11 protein-coding genes are annotated in these 16,968 nt (G+C 57.6%); 3 read left to right on the forward strand and 8 right to left on the reverse strand.

Going from position 1 to position 16,968, the window contains the following annotated elements; translation table 11 throughout:
* Window positions 1-145: 145 nt before the first annotated feature.
* From FW789_RS17335 to FW789_RS17345, 3 genes are all read right to left on the reverse strand, one after another.
* Complete coding sequence (locus FW789_RS17335) at window positions 146-3,307, reverse strand: CusA/CzcA family heavy metal efflux RND transporter (RefSeq protein WP_100852539.1); 3,162 nt, start codon at window positions 3,305-3,307, stop codon at window positions 146-148.
* A gap of 24 nt (window positions 3,308-3,331) precedes the next feature.
* Window positions 3,332-4,612 carry an efflux RND transporter periplasmic adaptor subunit gene (locus FW789_RS17340; RefSeq protein ID WP_013974879.1) on the reverse strand — a complete coding sequence of 427 codons (1,281 nt, stop codon included), beginning with the start codon at window positions 4,610-4,612 and terminating at the stop codon, window positions 3,332-3,334.
* A gap of 69 nt (window positions 4,613-4,681) precedes the next feature.
* The gene (locus tag FW789_RS17345) at window positions 4,682-5,953 is read right to left on the reverse strand and encodes a TolC family protein (protein WP_080563836.1); all 1,272 of its coding nucleotides are present in this window, start codon (window positions 5,951-5,953) and stop codon (window positions 4,682-4,684) included.
* A 401-nt stretch (window positions 5,954-6,354) separates the two neighbouring features.
* Here FW789_RS17345 and FW789_RS17350 point away from each other — a divergent pair, with 401 nt between their 5' ends.
* The 3 genes from FW789_RS17350 to FW789_RS17360 all read left to right on the forward strand — a co-directional run bounded on the left by FW789_RS17350 (window position 6,355) and on the right by FW789_RS17360 (window position 9,613).
* Window positions 6,355-7,698 carry an OprD family porin gene (locus FW789_RS17350; protein WP_013974881.1) on the forward strand — a complete coding sequence of 448 codons (1,344 nt, stop codon included), beginning with the start codon at window positions 6,355-6,357 and terminating at the stop codon, window positions 7,696-7,698.
* Between the two features lie 489 nt (window positions 7,699-8,187).
* Window positions 8,188-8,862 (forward strand): heavy metal response regulator transcription factor, encoded by a 675-nt coding sequence (locus FW789_RS17355; protein ID WP_013974882.1) that lies wholly within the window; start codon window positions 8,188-8,190, stop codon window positions 8,860-8,862.
* 355 nt (window positions 8,863-9,217) lie between these two features.
* Window positions 9,218-9,613, forward strand: coding sequence for a hypothetical protein (locus tag FW789_RS17360; protein WP_230384856.1), 396 nt, complete (start codon window positions 9,218-9,220; stop codon window positions 9,611-9,613).
* Between the two features lie 582 nt (window positions 9,614-10,195).
* Here the strand turns inward: FW789_RS17360 and FW789_RS17365 are convergent.
* The 5 genes from FW789_RS17365 to FW789_RS17385 all read right to left on the reverse strand — a co-directional run bounded on the left by FW789_RS17365 (window position 10,196) and on the right by FW789_RS17385 (window position 16,897).
* Window positions 10,196-10,522 (reverse strand): four-helix bundle copper-binding protein, encoded by a 327-nt coding sequence (locus tag FW789_RS17365; RefSeq protein ID WP_371928162.1) that lies wholly within the window; start codon window positions 10,520-10,522, stop codon window positions 10,196-10,198.
* Between the two features lie 159 nt (window positions 10,523-10,681).
* Window positions 10,682-11,035 carry a copper-binding protein gene (locus tag FW789_RS17370; protein WP_094010849.1) on the reverse strand — a complete coding sequence of 118 codons (354 nt, stop codon included), beginning with the start codon at window positions 11,033-11,035 and terminating at the stop codon, window positions 10,682-10,684.
* Window positions 11,032-14,190 (reverse strand): efflux RND transporter permease subunit, encoded by a 3,159-nt coding sequence (locus FW789_RS17375; RefSeq protein ID WP_104963039.1) that lies wholly within the window; start codon window positions 14,188-14,190, stop codon window positions 11,032-11,034. The genes FW789_RS17370 and FW789_RS17375 overlap by 4 nt, the downstream gene beginning before the upstream one ends.
* Window positions 14,187-15,650 carry an efflux RND transporter periplasmic adaptor subunit gene (locus tag FW789_RS17380; RefSeq protein WP_100852537.1) on the reverse strand — a complete coding sequence of 488 codons (1,464 nt, stop codon included), beginning with the start codon at window positions 15,648-15,650 and terminating at the stop codon, window positions 14,187-14,189. Before FW789_RS17380 ends, FW789_RS17375 begins: the two co-directional genes overlap by 4 nt.
* On the reverse strand, window positions 15,647-16,897 hold the full coding sequence (locus FW789_RS17385; RefSeq protein WP_100852536.1) for a TolC family protein: 1,251 nt from the start codon (window positions 16,895-16,897) through the stop codon (window positions 15,647-15,649). Before FW789_RS17385 ends, FW789_RS17380 begins: the two co-directional genes overlap by 4 nt.
* Between the last annotated feature and the right edge of the window lie 71 nt (window positions 16,898-16,968).

Here is a 16,968-nt window from a genome sequence, read left to right on the forward strand (position 1 = left end):
TTCAAATCATCTCGGGCGTAACTTTAGCAACGCAGAGGCATCACCGGCATGACGAGAAACTTACAATTTTGAAAGGTAAGTGCATCTATTTCATATAAAACAAAAAACCCACAACGCGTGTTGTGGGTTTTTGTATCTGGGGGGATCAGCTTACGGCTTCTGCCTCGTCGCCGTCTTCATCCTTGCGATGTGCCCAATGATACAGGGCCGGCAGGACCAGCAAAGTCAGCGCGGTGGAGGAAAGGATCCCACCAATTACCACTGTAGCCAGAGGCCGTTGAACCTCCGCACCGGTACCGGTGGCCAAGGCCATTGGGATGAAGCCCAGGGACGCCACCAAGGCTGTCATCAACACTGGTCGCAGTCGGGTGAGTGCGCCTTCATCGACTGCCTGCCTGAGCGTTCGTCCCTCTTCTCGCAATCCGCGAATGAAGGCAATCATCACCAGGCCGTTCAGTACCGCGACGCCGGAGAGTGCGATGAAGCCTACCCCTGCCGAGATCGAGAGCGGGATATCACGCAGCCAAAGGGCCACGACCCCGCCAGTGAGAGCGAATGGAATACCGGTGAAGACCAGCATGCCGTCCTTCAGGTTGTTGAACATCAAGAACAGCAAGGTCATTACCAGCAGTAAGGCTACCGGAACCACAATCTGCAGGCGCTTGGCTGCCGACTGCAGCTGCTCGAACTGGCCGCCCCAACTGGTCCAGTAGCCTGCTGGAATTTCCACCTTCGTTGACAAGGTAGATGCCGCCTCATCAACGAACGACCCAAGGTCACGGCCCCGGACGTTGGCGCTTACAATAACCAAGCGCTTACCGTTCTCGCGGCTGATCTGGTTCGGGCCCAACTGCAAGTCCAGCTTAGCGACCTGCGAAAGTGGAATGAAACCGATCTGATTAGCGCCCTGAGCCGCATTGGCAGGCACAGGAATCAGCAAACTAGACATACCCGCGACGTCGGTGCGTACAGCCTCAGGCAGGCGCACCACCATGTCGAATCGGCGATCACCCTCGTACAACGTTCCCGCTGTACGACCACCCACAGCAATCGCGATCGAATTCTGCACGTCCGCAATGTTCAGGCCGTAGCGTGCTGCTTTTTCCCGGTCGATGTTAATGGTCAGCACTGGCAGACCTGTGGTCTGCTCAACCTTGACCTCCGAGGAGCCTGGTACCGCTTTGAGCGCTGCGGCGATCTTATTGGCCGTGCTGTTGAGCACATCCATGTCGTCACCATAAACCTTCACCGCAACATCGCTGCGCACCCCGGAGATCAGTTCGTTGAAACGAAGCTGGATAGGCTGGGAGAGTTCATAGTTACTGCCCGGGACACTGGCTGCCGCCTTTTGAACCTCGGCAATGAGCTCCTCCCGCGACTTGTCGGGATCGGCCCATTGGTCCTTTGGTTTGAGCATGACGTAAGCATCGGAGATATTCGGTGGCATTGGGTCAGAGGCGATTTCAGCCGTACCGGTTCGGCCGAACATACGCTCAACTTCCGGTACCTGCTCGATGACTGCTTTTTCCAAACGCTCCTGCATGTCCACCGACTGGCTGAGGCTAGTACCAGGTACGCGCAAGGCTTGAAGAGCGAAGTCCCCCTCACTGAGACTTGGGATGAACTCGCTCCCCATGCGACTGGCAAGTACACCGCTGAGAACGACCAGTGCTACTGCTGCGGAGAAAGCGATATTCCGATGCCCAAGCACCCACTGCAGCACAGGCTCATAACGCAGCCGCGCAGTGCGCATAACAACGCCCTCTTCCTCCTTGACCTTGCCAGTGACGAACATGGCGATCGCTGCCGGCACGAAGGTAACGGAGAGGATCATTGCACCCAATAGCGCCATCACAACGGTGAATGCCATGGGGTGGAACATTTTGCCCTCCACGCCGGTGAGGGCGAAGATAGGCAGGTACACCACCATAATGATCAGTTGCCCGAAGATCAGTGGCCGACGCGCTTCGCGGGCAGCAGCAAAGACCTCATGGAAGCGTTCGGTTTTGGTGAGCATACGGCCATGTTTGTGCTGCGCATGTGCTAATCGACGGATCGCGTTCTCCACGATGACCACGGCCCCGTCGACGATGATGCCGAAGTCGAGTGCGCCCAAACTCATTAGGTTGGCACTGACCTTGTTATTGAACATCCCTGTGAAGGTGAACAGCATGGACAGCGGGATCACCATCGCGGTGATCAACGCTGCACGGATGTTGCCGAGGAACAGGAACAGAATGGCGATAACCAGGATCGCACCTTCAACCAAGTTCTTCTTCACCGTCGCAATGGCTTTTTCAACCAAGTTGGTACGATCGTAAACGGTGACCGCAACCACGCCCTTTGGCAGAGTACGGTTGATGTCCGCAAGCTTCGCTGCGACAGCTTGGGACACAGTGCGGCTGTTCTCACCGATCAGCATGAATACTGTACCGAGCACGACCTCGCGGCCATTCTCAGTGGCAGCACCAGTACGAAGCTCCTTACCGATGCTGACGTCGGCGACGTTGCTGATGCGAATCGGTGCACCATCCACACTGGTGATTACGATGTTGGCGATGTCTTCGATGTTGCCGACTTGGCCCGGTGCACGAATGAGCAACTGCTCACCATTACGCTCGATGTAACCGGCGCCTACGTTGGCGTTGTTGCTTTCCAACGCGGCTACCAGATCATTCAGGGTCAACTTGTAGGTAGCCAGGCGCTTCGGATCCGGCGCAACCAGGAACTGCTTGGCAAAGCCACCGATGGTATTGATCTCTGCCACGCCAGGTACGTTGCGCAGCTGAGGCTTGATGATCCAGTCCTGGATTACCCGCAGGTCGGTGGGCGTGTAGGGCGTACCGTCTTCTTTGACCGCGCCCTCTTCGGCTTCAACGGTCCACAGGAAAATTTCGCCGAGGCCGGTTGAGACCGGGCCCATGACGGCATCTACGCCCTCTGGCAGCTGTTCCTTTGCAACCTGTAGCCGCTCATTGATCAGCTGGCGGGCAAAGAAGATGTCGGTGCCGTCCTTGAAAATCACGGTCACCTGAGACAGGCCCGAGCGAGACAGCGAACGGGTCTGCTGAAGACCTGGAAGACCAGCCATGGCCGTTTCAACTGGAAACGTGATCCGTTGCTCGGTTTCCAATGGGGAATAGCCAGGCGCTGCAGTGTTGATCTGCACCTGGACGTTGGTAATGTCAGGAACGGCATCGATCGGCAGCTTTTGGTAGCTGTAGATGCCGATACCGGCCATGATCAGGACAGCGATCATTACAACGATCCGCTGTTCAATGGCAAATCTGATGATACGTTCAAACATAAGAAATCATCCTGTCAGTTCGCATCAGTGACTGTGCTCGGCAGAGGCTTTGCCGAGCTCAGACTTGAGTGTGAAGCTGCCATTGGTAGCCACTTGAGCGCCCGCTTCGATGCCGTCCGTGATTTCCACGTACCCACTGTCACGGCGGCCCAGCTTTACTGGGCGGGTGTCGAAGCCCTCGGCGGTGCGTACGAAGACCGATGGTTTGTCCTCAACGGTCTGCACGGCGTGTTCCGGGACAGCCACCGCCACGCGATCAGTCTGGGACGTGACTGCGATGTTCACGAAAAGACCAGGACGCCAGGCCCCGTTGGGATTGGTCAACGTAACGCGGACGGTCGCTGCTCGGTTTTGCTCGCCCAACAGGCTGCCGACATAACCCACCTTGCCCTCGACCTCCACGTTCATGTCAGGTGAGGAAACCTTCACGGCGCGGCCGGTAGTGACCTTGGCCAAATCGGTAGGCGGTACAGCGAAAGTGGCCCAAACTTGGTTAAGGTCGGACAGAATAAAGGCGTTAGTCGCCTCGCTGACGACTTCCCCGACGGTCAAGTGTTTCTCCACCACTACGGCGTCAAAGGGAGCCCTGAGTTCGTAACGGTTACCGCCTACCGAATTGACCGAGGCACCGATCGCGCTGACTTTTTGCTTGGCGTTGGCCAGAGAGATTTCGGCTTCCTGCAGCGCCTGGCGAGCCTGGAGGTAGTCCTGCTCCGCAGAAATCTTGTCCTGCCAGAGCTGCTTCTCTCGGCTAAAAGTCACGCGCGCAAGTTCGACACGACGCTGAGCGGCTTGTTGCTCGCTGCGCAGGTCAGAGATCTGCTGGCTGGCAATCACCGCAAGGACTTGACCCTTCTTGACGGACTCACCCAAATTCGCCTGGACTGTTTCGACAACGCCTGGAACGCGAGGAACAACGTGCGCAGTGCGGTCCTCGTCAAAACGAATCTCACCCGGGAAGCTCACGACGGTTCCCAAATCACGAGGCGCTGCCGATTCCAGAGTCACGCCAGCTGCTTTGATCTGTTCAGCACTAAGGGTTAGCTTACCTTCTTCCTCACCGCCCTCTTCACTGTGGCCCTCCTCGCCATGACCTTCTTCACCGTGCCCATCTTCACTATGCTCCGCTTCACTGTTCTCTTTGTTAGCTGATCCGGCCTTCTTGTCATGGCCATGACCATCGTCAGCACCATGTTCTGCGTTAGTCGCCGCTTGTTGATCGGAACTGCTGTTCCAGGCGAGGCTGCCAAATCCAAGGATTGCCACAGCGGCTACCGCGAGGGCGATCTTGCGTTTGTTTTCCATTGCTACTCCTGCTGATCGTAGGCACCGGCAGGTTTAAACGCCGAGTGCCGAGAAAAATGTATGCCCCGTTCAGCGTGCGCCGGCGGTCGAGCCTACTTCGCCATAAACCCTTTCTACTTGCGCACGCGCATTGGTCGCCGCTGCCAGCGAGTCGAGATACTGGCCACGAGCAAGGATCAAGGTGCGCTGGGCGTCCAGTACTTCGATAAAGCCGAATTTCCCCATCTCGAATCCGCGGGTTGCGGTATCCACGGCCTGCTGGGCTGAGGGCAGAATGGTCTTGTCGTAGGACTCAACTTCTTGCATGGCGGTGGACCACTGGTTCAGCGCGGTTTGGGTTTGGGCGCGCAATCTCAACTCGACAGCGTTACGCAGGTCGCGGGCCTGATCGGCACGTCGAGAAGCGGAAAGAATGTTGCCTTGGTTACGATCAAACAGCGGCAAAGGCATGGACAGACCAACGACATTGACTCGCTCGCGCACCGAGCGGTCGTACTGGCTACCCACGCTTACCGTGAGGTTTGGAATACGCTGAGCTTTTTCTGCGCCAAGCGAGGCATCGCTCTTATCAATCTCCACCACTGCCTGCCGCATTTCCGGAGTCTGATCGAGCTTTGCCAGCAACTCTTCAGTGCGCGGCGGCAAGCCAGGAGACAAGGTTGGTGATTCAAGGCGATCGAATATGGTCACAGAACTCCCCGTGACTTGGGCGAGTTGCTGGTAAGCATTCGCTTTTTCCGTTTCGGCGCGACGGACCTGCAACCGGGCTTCAGCCAGTTGAACCTGGGCGCGGGTAGCCTCCACAGGTGAAGATTTACCTGCGCGAACTCGACCATCGACAATGCGAAGGCCGCGCTCAGTAAGTTCAAGGGATTGTTTAGCGAGGTCGAGTCCGGTTTGGGCTCGTAATGCAGCGTAAAACGCCTGCACGACGTCTGCACGCAGACCATTCACGCGTCGGTCCAGTTCCAGTTGTGCAACACTCTGGCCGTATGTGGCGACATCTACGCGGGCTCCCCGCTTACCACCGAGCTCCAAGGTCTGACTTAGCGTAACGGTCGTTGTGCTGGTGTTACGCCGTGTGTCCTCCATCTCATACGAGATTTCGGGGTTTGGAATCAGCCCGGCTTGCTTGCGCGCACCGTCCGCGATGCCGATTTCCTGACGTGCCGCCGCGAGGTCTGGGTTGGCATCCATTGCCGTCGACAGCGCTTGGGGCAAGCTGATGCTTTGGGCAAATGCGGTGGGTGCCAGCAACCCGGAAATCACCGCACAGAGAGCGGCAATTTTCCACGGTGAGACGTAGGTCTTGGATAAGACATTGCGGTTATACCGGAGCACTTTCTTGGTCCTCGTGCACAAACTTCGTTAGCTTGGCCAGAACGCCGAAATAGCTGCCAAGCCCCACTGGATTAGGTGATGGCACTCTAAAGAGCGGTAGCTATCAGAGGGGTGGCTAGAAAATTACAATTTCGTAAGAAAAGCTTGTAATGCCCGAAAACGCTGATGACACAGTCGAACCACCGAATTTCATTGCGAACGCGAGAGATGGCTAGCATGCGGCGTCAATGACCAAAATAACGACCAGATGACGAAATTGTAATTTTCCTATCACCATCCCGTTATCTTCCGCCTGCAAATATGAGCTCGGCGCTACGCGAGGCGCGCCGCCGGCTCAGAACTTATAACGACACCCGCGCCGGAAACATAATAAAAACTGCCGTAAATCAAAGGAGCATCGGATGAAAATCAAAGTACCACTGTATTTGGCGGCAGTTTCGGCGCTGTCTGGAAGCTATGCAGTTACTGCTCAAGCTGAAGATAAGCCCGAAGGTTTCATCGAAGGTAGCAGCCTTACAGTGCTCAACCGCAACTTCTATTTCAATCGTGATAACCGCGACAGCTCAGCTCCCACTTACAACAGCGGCAAGGGCAACACCAATGGCTACTCCGAGGCCTGGGCGCACGGGATCATCACCAAATTCAACTCTGGTTTTACCCAAGGGACGGTCGGCGTTGGTGTTGATGCCTTTGCCATGATAGGGCTTAAGCTCGATACTGGTGACGGGCGCAACGGCGGTCGTAGTTCATTCGACGTCATGCCTGTTGATAACAAAGGCGAAGCTCGCGACGAATACACCAAGGTTGGCGGGGCGGCTAAAGTTCGCTTGTTTGATACGGTCGTGAAAGTGGGTGATGTTTTCCCGTCGACGCCAGTTGTTGCATCAGGCGACTCGCGCCTGTTGCCTGAAAGCTTCCGCGGTGTGACCGTTGAGAACACCAGCATCCAGGGCCTCACCCTGCAGGGTGGCCGACTGCATGCGATGAGCCAGCCGGTCTCCAGCAATCTGAATGATAACTTCGCAACTTTCTACGGTGGCCCGGTTAACTCGCCTTGGGTAGGCTACGGTGGCGGTGATTACGCGATCAACGATAACTGGACCGTGAGCGTATACGCCAGTCAGTTGAAAGAAGTCTGGAACCAGTACTACGCTGGCACCAGCTTCGCCTATCCACTGAATGACGACCTTGCGCTGATTGGCGGCTTCAACTATTACAAAGCCGTGGATGAAGGGAAGCAGCGCCTAGGCGAGTTTGACAACGATATCTGGAGTGCCAAGGTCGGGGTCCGTTACGGCGCTCACACCCTGGCCCTGTCGCACCAACGCAACAACGGCGACGATGATTTCGACTACCTGCGTCAGTCAGACTCGATTTTCGTCGACAACTCTATCCAGTACAGCGACTTCAACTCGCCGAAAGAGCGTTCCTGGATGCTGCGCTACGACCTGAACTTCACCAGCTACGGCATTCCTGGTCTGACGTTCATGACCCGCTACGCTAGAGGCTCGGGCGCAGACTACTCGAACGCCAACCAGTTCTACATGCGCACCGACGCCAACGGTGATCCGCTCACCAATCAGAAACGTTGGGAGCGTGACGTAGAGGTTAAATATGTCGTGCAAACTGGTCCAGCAAAAGACCTGTCCTTCCGGTTGCGCCAGGCCACCACGCGTGCCACTGCATTCGAATCGGATCTGGATGAAACTCGTGTGATCATTGAGTACCCGCTTTCGATCCTGTGATTCTCTAAGGGGATCAGTTTATTCGTAAACTGGTCTCTTCAGAAAAATGTGCATTACGAATTCACCTTGAGTGGCTTAAGTGCTCCTTTGGTAAAAGGTGGATATTTGGCGCCCTTTGGGCGCCTTTTTTTTACCTAAAATTCAATCAACCGTTCGAGTGTACGCATTGCATGCCGGTGAAACTCATGGCTGCACCAATGACCAGTTTCCTCGACATGAGTAACTTCGCCGTCATCTGAACGGAACAAAGTCAACACAAAGAAGAAAACAACCACATACTTCATAAGGTCAAATTACCTATTGGAGAGAGGGCCCGCACCTGTCGAACCCAAACCGCGAAAAGATATACCTCCAGACTATCAATCATATTACCTGGAAATTACAAATCCGTCATTTAGGCCCCACCCAGCTCATTTTGATTTACCATTCCTTTCAATAATGCGGCGCGCGTGCGCGGTTAATTGCTCAGTGATATCGAGACAAAATCCCATGCGAATTCTGGTAATTGAGGACGAAGTAAAAACTGCGGAATATGTGCGTCAAGGCCTTACAGAATGCGGTTATGTCGTCGATTGCGTGCATACCGGGTCAGATGGGCTATTCCTAGCCAAGCAACACGAATACGAGTTGATTATTCTTGATATCAATCTGCCAGAAATGGATGGGTGGCAGGTACTTGAGCTTTTGAGGCGTAAAAATTGCCCCTCCCGCATCATGATGCTCACGGCGAGAAGTCGTTTGGCAGATAAGGTCCGGGGTTTGGAGAACGGTGCAGATGACTACCTGATCAAACCATTTGAGTTCCCAGAACTGCTAGCCCGGGTTCGCGCCTTAATGCGCAGGTCTGAACACCCTGCATCTGTGGAGATCATTCGTGTCGCTGACCTGGAGCTAGACCAGAGCCGTCACAGGGCCTTCAGGGACGGCCAGCGTATTGATCTGACGACGAAAGAGTTTGCACTTCTGCACTACCTAATGCGCAATACCGGCGTGGTGCTCAGCCGCACACAGATCATCTCACAGGTCTGGGATATGAACTTCGACTGCGATACAAACGTTGTAGAAGTGTCGATTCGAAGACTTAGAGCCAAGATCGATGACCCTTTCGAGACGAAGCTGATCCATACGCTTCGAGGTGTGGGCTATGTGCTTGAGAAGCGTTGATCGCCCGCTCCTTAGTCATGAAAATAGAGCCAGTGATCATGCATGTAAGTCGAGCCATACTGTTTTTGACCCTTAGCGCGCGTTTCCTCACTAAACGTATGAGGTGTGCTGGACAGGAGGTATAGCATAGATTATCAACAGGTAACGGAAGGCCAAGCTTATGCCAGAGCTGACGCACGCTCAGCTGACATTGTCTTCAACAGCCACCAGGCTTACCTCTGATACCGTGTGCCGGCGATGAGGTTAACCTCCCGACTACAGCACCAAGCAGGAAGCTCAGTCGCCGCTCAACGATGATGGCGGCCACCGGCTTTTCTGGCTCGTTGCGGGGCTGCTGACGGTCATTGCCTTCGTCATGGCCACCCTCTCTGTGCATCTTCTCACCTCGCTCAAGGAACTTGGCCTTCCAACGGTCACGGTGTTGGCCGTGGGGATGGTCATTGGGCCGGCCCAGGTGGTGGCCAGAGTATTGGAGTTCTCGCTTGCTCGGCATCTTCACCCAACCTGGTCGGCCCGTGCCGGCGTGTTGGTGAGCTTCATCGGCATCTGCTTATTCATTCCTGGCGTGCCTTCGCTGGCATTCCCTACAGCAGCGCTGTATCGCGCCGGCATCGGGATTCTCACTATTGCAAGAGGCATCTTGCCTCTGGTGCTGTTTGGCCCCAAGGGTATCGCGCACGCATGGGAGCATTGGCTCGCCCAATGCTCCTGGTGCAGGCCGCGGGGCCGTTTGCTATGGCCTTTGTGCTGAGTACTCAAGGCGCACCTGTGATGCACTTGCTCATGGCGGCGATGGTCGCTGTCGCGCTAGGTAGCAGTTTCAAACAGCCCCCTCAACCCAGTGCAACGTAGGCGAAGCTGGTGATTCTGCCCTCAAATGGGGGTACCCGCTAGATTTCACCCCTCGCTTTGCCTTTGACTCTGCCTGGGGGTATACCGCCTGGGGATAATCGGCCTGCTTTGTCTTTGCGGATTGCCCTGCCAATTGACAGGCCTACATAAGCCGCTTCCAATGCCCTCAACGTAGAACCATTCGCTCCGGCCGAAGCTGGCTGGTGGGCGTGAGCCAAGAGGCGTATCCTGCAAGTGCTTGCTCCGAGACTTGTTGGCCTACAGCCTCCCCTTGGAGACATCTGATAGCCCGCCGCCCAGGCGGGCTTCTTTGCTACCAGATCTGTAAACCAGCGCCTTTGGTTGGCTAGCCCAAGCTAGGCTCTGCCAGGGCACTTCCCCATCAGCGATCTACCCGTCGCCCCTAGGCACGACGGTTATCGACGTACCCAAATCCTTTATGAGGCGCGTGGAAAGCAGGCGGAGGTTAGGCGAGATTCGCTTACGCAGCCATTGCTTCGCAGGATTCTGCGCAGGTCATGCAGGCCTGTGCGCACTGCTGACAGTGGTCTGCCTGATGCTTACCGCACTCCTCTCCGCAGGCTCGGCAAATTTTGGCGCATAGGGCACAAAGTTTTTTGGCGAGCACGCTTTCTCGTGCCATCAAGGTAGCGGCAAGCTTGCACATATCTGCGCAATCCCTGTCCAGCTTGATGCAGTCAACCATCATTTTTACGTCCTGTTCTTGCAGGCAGGCTGACGCGCAGCCTTCACAGGCCAGCGCACAGCGCAGGCATTCCGAGATACATTCTTCAAAGCGACTGTTCATGGTCATATCTCCGGTATCGGGTGGATGTGATGCCAACGTACCGTCTCATGACGGTATGTAGCGTTCGACCTGACGGGGTCCTGAAGATTGATTACATTTGTGTAAGCTTGTCCGAATTATCTCGTGTGAAGGCCTGCCCGATCATTTAAGGCTGGATAATCACTGTTTCTGGACGCTCACGATTCTCGCGGTGCTTCCTTCCATACGGAACCCAAATTTCACCTTGTCTCCTACGTTCAAGCCCTTCAAATGCGCAGGCTCAGCTTGGAATCCCATGGTCATCGCCGGCCATTTGAGCTCTGCTACCGGGCCGTGCGCCAAGGTGATTTTCCCGCTTTGAGGATCCAGCGCCTTTATTGTCCCCTCAGCATGCGCAGTGGGTGCCGCCTGGCTGCCTTGGCCACCCTCGGCGGAAGCTGGCATTTTCTTCATGTCCATACCGTTCATGTCCTGGGCTTGCACGCTGGCGGCGAAAGCTGTGACCAGGCCTGCGATAACAATTAGCTTTTTCATTGGATTTTTCCTGAGAGGTTGGGGGTAGTTACAGCAAGTTCGCGGCGACGGATCAGCCAGTACGCCGCAGGGATTACAAAAAGGGAAAGCAAGGGGGCGGTGAGCATGCCGCCCACCATGGGCACCGCGATGCGGCTCATGACCTCGCTGCCGGTACCGCTGCTCCAGAGGATGGGCAGCAGGCCTGCAACGATGACCGCCACAGTCATTGCCTTGGGCCTGATGCGTTGCACCGCGCCCTCACGGATTGCGTCGAGCAGCGCTTCTCGTGTGGTTTCGCCGTTGGCCTGACGCTCAGCCCAAGCGTTATTCAGGTAGATGAGCATGATCACTCCGAACTCCGCCGCTACGCCTGCCAGGGCAATGAAGCCAACGCCTGTGGCCACCGACAGGTTGTAGCCCAGCAGGTACAGCAGCCAAACGCCTCCGGTTAGCGCGAACGGTAACGTGCCCATGATGAGCAGCGCCTCACCGAGGCGGCCAAAAGTCAGATAGAGCAGCACGAAGATGATGGCCAGCGTCGCCGGCACCACCCAGGCCAGACGGGCGTTCGCCCGCTCCAGGTATTCGAACTGCCCGGAGTAGCTCAAGCTCATGCCTGGATCGAGCTTTACCTCGCTGTCGATCGCCTGACGTAGGTCTGCGACAACAGACGAAAGGTCCCGGCCGCGCACATCGATGTACACCCAGCCCGAGGGGCGAGCATTCTCGCTCTTCAACATTGGCGGGCCATCAGCAATACGTATGCGGGCCACGCTGCCGAGCGTCAGCTGGCCACCCTGCGAGGTGTAGATCGGCAGTTGACGCAGCGCTTCCACCGAATCACGCCATTCGCGTGGATAGCGTAAGCTGATGGGATAACGAGCCAAGCCTTCAACCGTTTCCCCAATGGTTTCGCCACCAATGGCGCCGGCCACGATGGCCTGTACGTCGGTAATGTTCAGACCGTAACGGGCTGCGGCATGGCGGTCGATATCCAGATCAATGTAGCGACCGCCAGTCAAACGCTCCGCCAGCGCCGAAGCCACTCCAGGCACCTTCTTCGCTGCCCGCTCCACAGCGAGCGTAGCCCGGTCTATCTGGTCCAAGTCGCTTCCGGCAACCTTTACGCCGATTGGGCTCTTGATGCCGGTGGCCAGCATATCGATGCGGTTGCGGATTGGCGGGATCCAGATGTTGGTCAGCCCAGGCACACGCACAGTGCGATCAAGCTCCTCGATGAGCCTCTCCGTGGTCATTCCAGGACGCCACTCACTCTTGGGCTTGAGCCGAACGGTGGTCTCGAACATTTCCAGCGGTGCCGGGTCGGTAGCTGACTCGGCGCGGCCAGCTTTACCAAAGACACTGGCCACTTCGGGAACGGTTCGAATCAGACGATCCGTTCGCTGCAACAGCTCTGAAGCTTTCTGTGCCGAGAGTCCAGGCAAGGCTGAAGGCATGTAGAGCAGATCACCTTCATCGAGCGGAGGAAGGAACTCGCCCCCAAGATGATTCAAGGGCCACAGACTGCTGAGCAGGATGAGCAATGCTCCAGCGAGGGTAACCAGAGGCCGGCGCAGGACGACCTCCAATGCTGGACGGTACAGCCGGATGAGGCCCCGGTTGAGCGGGTTGCGCTGTTCCGCAGGTAGTGGCCCTCTAATCCAGTACCCCATCAGCACCGGTATCAGGGTCACCGATAGCGCAGCCGCCGCTGCCATCGCGTAGGTCTTGGTAAAGGCCAGGGGTGCAAAGAGGCGACCCTCCTGAGCTTGCAGCGTGAACACCGGGATGAACGATAGCGTGATGATCATCAGACTGAAGAACAGTGCCGGTCCTACCTCGACGGCCGCCTCCGTCATTACCTTCCAATGCGCTTCGCCTCGCAACGGCTGACCAGGATGTCGAGCATGCCAAGCCTCAACGCGTTTGTGGGCGTTCTCGATCATGACCACGGCAGCGTCCACCATTGCACCGATGGCAATAGCGATTCCGCCAAGGGACATGATGTTGGCGTTAATGCCCTGATGACGCATCACGATCAGCGCAATCAGGATTCCGACGGGCAGCGCCACGATGGCCACCAACGACGAGCGCAGGTGCCAGAGAAACGCTGCGCATACCAACGCCACTACCACGAATTCCTCGATCAGCTTGTGACTGAGGTTCCCCACGGCACGGTCGATCAACTGGCTACGGTCGTAGACGGTGACAAGCTCCACCCCGGCTGGCAGGCCTTTCTTCAGGGTTTCGAGCTTGGCCTTGACGTGGGCAATGGCCTCACGAGCATTCTTGCCGCTGCGCAGGATTACCACACCTCCCACGGCTTCGCCGAGGCCGTCCAGTTCGCCTATGCCTCTGCGGGCTGCCGGACCTATCTGCACCGTAGCGACGTCGCCTACTGTCACCGGCACGCCCTTGGTAGCCAGTCGCAGCGGTATCGCCCTGAAATCATCCAGTGATCGCAGATAGCCGGCCGCACGTACCATGAATTCCGCTTCGCCCTGCTCCAGTACACCGCCACCGGTCTCCTGGTTGGCCTTGCCTATAGCCTCCACCACCTCAGCCTGGGTGATACCGAGGCTGGCTATGCGCAGCGGATCGAGCACGACCTGATACTGCTTGACCATACCGCCGATGGTGGCCACCTCAGCGACATCCGGTAGCGTCTTGAGCTCATAGCGCAGGAACCAGTCCTGAAGGCTGCGCAGTTGCGACAGGTCATGGCCGCCGTTGCGATCGACCAACGCATACTGATAAATCCAGCCCACCCCGGTGGCGTCAGGACCCAGTACCGGCTTGGCTGCCGCAGGTAATCGCGATTGCGCCTGGCTCAGGTACTCAAGCACCCGTGAGCGCGCCCAATACAGATCGGTGCCGTCCTCGAACAGCACATAGACGAAGCTGTCACCGAAGGCGGAGAAGCCGCGAACCGTTTTGGCCCCCGGAACCGAGAGCATGGTAGTGGTCAGCGGATAGGTCACCTGATTCTCAACGATCTGGGGAGCCTGGCCTGGGTAGGACGTGCGGATGATCACCTGCACGTCCGACAGGTCGGGCAAGGCGTCGATTGGCAGGCTACGCACCGAGACGAAGCCCCATGCCACCAGAAACAGCGTGGCGAGGAGCACCAGCACACGGTTGCCTACCGACCAGCGGATCAGTTTGGCAATCATGGTTGGCCCTCCACCACGTTGATCTGCTCAACTACCATGCCCTCGTCGCGTTCGCGTATGCCAAAGCGAATCTGCACACCGACCTTGAGGCCATTAAGGAGAGACTGATTAGCCACAGGAAAGGTCATGGTCATCCCTGGCATGCCCAGGGTGATGAAAGGACCGTGGGCAACGGTGAGCTGGGTGCCGTCTATCTGCACGACACGGCCATCCGCTTCATGCAGGGCTGGCCCCGCATTAGGCTGACTATCCTGCGCCGTCGCCGCCTCGATGCCTTTCAAATTAGCGTCGGAGTCCAACAGGAATTGCCCGGACGCGACGATGCGCTGTCCTGCCTGAAGGCCCTGCAACACCGCAACTTTCCCTCTGCTCTCCTGGCCCAACACGACTTCCACCGGCCGGAAGCGACCACCGTCCTCAGCCAGCATCAACAGGTCTCGCTTGCCGGTGCGGATGACCGCCTCGGCAGGCACCAAGAGGCTTTGCTCGGAAGACTCGCCGGGATGGAGAGCCACTTGAGCGGTCATCCCAGGACGAAGCCGTCCATCCGGGTTGGGCAACTCGATACGCAGGCGCAACGTGCGGCTCTGCAAATCGGCATCGGCCAATAGCGCGGTCAACTTGCCCGGTACGGGATCGCCCGGGAACGCTGGCAATCGCGCCTGCACAGGCTGGCCTTCGCGAAGGCCCTGAGCCTGGGCTTCCGGCACAGCCGCTTCCAGCCAGACGTTGGCCACTCCATTGATCCTCGCCAAGGTAGCACCCGGCATCAGGGTCATTCCGGGTCGCAAATCGAGAACCTGGATGACTCCGGCCGTGGGTGCGGAGAGTGTGACCGAGAGCTGCACCTTCCCAGTGCTCGCGACCCGGTTGATCAGGTCGGCCGGCATGCCGGCGAGCACAAGCCGCTGTCGTGCCGCCGCCGTCAGCTGCGCGTCGCCGGAATGCCGCAGCGCCAGGTATTCCTCCTGCAAACCAGCCCACTCCGGGGTTAGCACATCGGCTAGAGGAGCCCCTTTGGCAACGATGTCGCCCGTCGCTCGACCATAGACGCGCTCGACGTAGCCGCCAGTCCGGGCCTGCAATACGCTGAAGTCGCGTTCGTCGAACGTTAGAACGCCGCTCACACTCAGGGTCCGTTCTAGCCGGCCAGCCGTCACCGTCGCCAATCGAATCCCAAGGTTTTGCTGGAGCCCAGCCGAGACCTGAACCGCAGGCTGCTCCTCGCCAGCCGTGTCATCCGAATACTTGGGCACGAGCGGCATGTCCATGAACGGCGATTTTCCGGGCGCCGGGAAGTGCTGCTGGGGATACATCGGGTCATACCAGTACAGCGCTTTTTTTTCCTCACCTACTGGCTGGGATGGGGAATACGCACCTCTTCCACCTAGCCAGAAGCCCGCGCCTATCCCAATAGCAAGGGCAGCAGCCACGAGCAAACCAATCGACCTATTCCTCATGCCCGCACCTCTCCATAAACGAAATGCAGACGCGCTGCTGTTGCCGCCAACTGTCCTTGCAGGTCCACATCCTGTAGCAGCGCTTCCACACGCTGCCGGCGTGCCCACAGCACTTCACTCAACGGCGAATTACCGGCGCGGTAGTCCGCCAGAGCGAGGCGTACCCGGTCCTCGGCCAGGGGCAAAAGTGTTTCGCGACTGCGCCGTACAGCCCGTTGCAAGCGTTGGTACTCGGCAAGGTCTGTTTCAAGCTGAGCTTGATGCTCGCGCAGGGCAGCGTCCTGCTCATTTTCCAATTGGCGAACTTGTGCGCGTCGTGCCGCAATCATTGGGTCTTGCCGGGAGCTGGTGAACAACGGCAACTGGAAGCTGACTTGCAGGCTGACCATGTTGCTGAAGTCCGGGCCACGGCGCTGATAATCCACCCCCCAGGACCAATCCGATTTCTTCTCCGCCTGAGCCTGATGCACCTGGGCTTGAGCCTCGCGTGTCATGGCGTGGTAGGTATTGAGCTCCGGATGGGCATGGACGGAGTGCAGGTATTCAGCTGCGTCTACAGGCCAGACAGGGAACGTCGGCGCGCCTACTTCGGCGTCCTGCCCAATCCAGCGCTTCAGCGCGGCTCGCGCCTGAGCTGATTGACTCAACAGAACGTCTTTCTGCTCGTCCAGCTGCGCGGCTTCTTGCTTGGGAGCCAGCGTATCGGCGGTGGAGCCTGCACCACCGGCCAGGCGGGCCCGCACCGTGGAAGCCAGCAGCTGGTTTTCTTTGTAGAAGGCGTCGAACTGTTCAAGCTTTCGCTGCACGGTGTATGCAGCCACCCAAGCCTGTGCGGTTGCCGCCCGAACTTTCAGCCGTTCGAACAGCGCCTCGGCATCGGCTCGCTCGACCGTAGCCTGCGCTGTCTCTATGCGAGCTTTGCGTTTGTCCCGGTTCGGTACTTCTTGGGACAGGCCAACCACCTGCATGGTCATGAAGTCTCTGTTCATGCTCCAGCGGTCGGTGCCTTCAATCGGCAGGTTCTGTACCCCAAGATTCAGGCGCGGATCGGGAAGTTCGCCCGCTGGAATGACTGCGCTGCGCGCAGCTGATGCCTGCTCCTGGCGGGCCTGTAGAGAGGGAGCGTTGCGTTCAGCCAGTTGCAGCGCATCATCCAGCGACAGCGTTGCAGCCTGTGCCGAGACAGCCGGCAGCAGTATGGAAAAGACGGCCGTGGTTATCCGTCCCTGAAAACGTTGGGGAGTCATGAAAATGATTCCTCGAAAGATCAGCGCCCAGGCGCATGCGATCGCCCCGCTGCTAGGCGGAACGACGATGT

This window comes from Pseudomonas sp. 1121_17, from assembly GCF_052850745.1.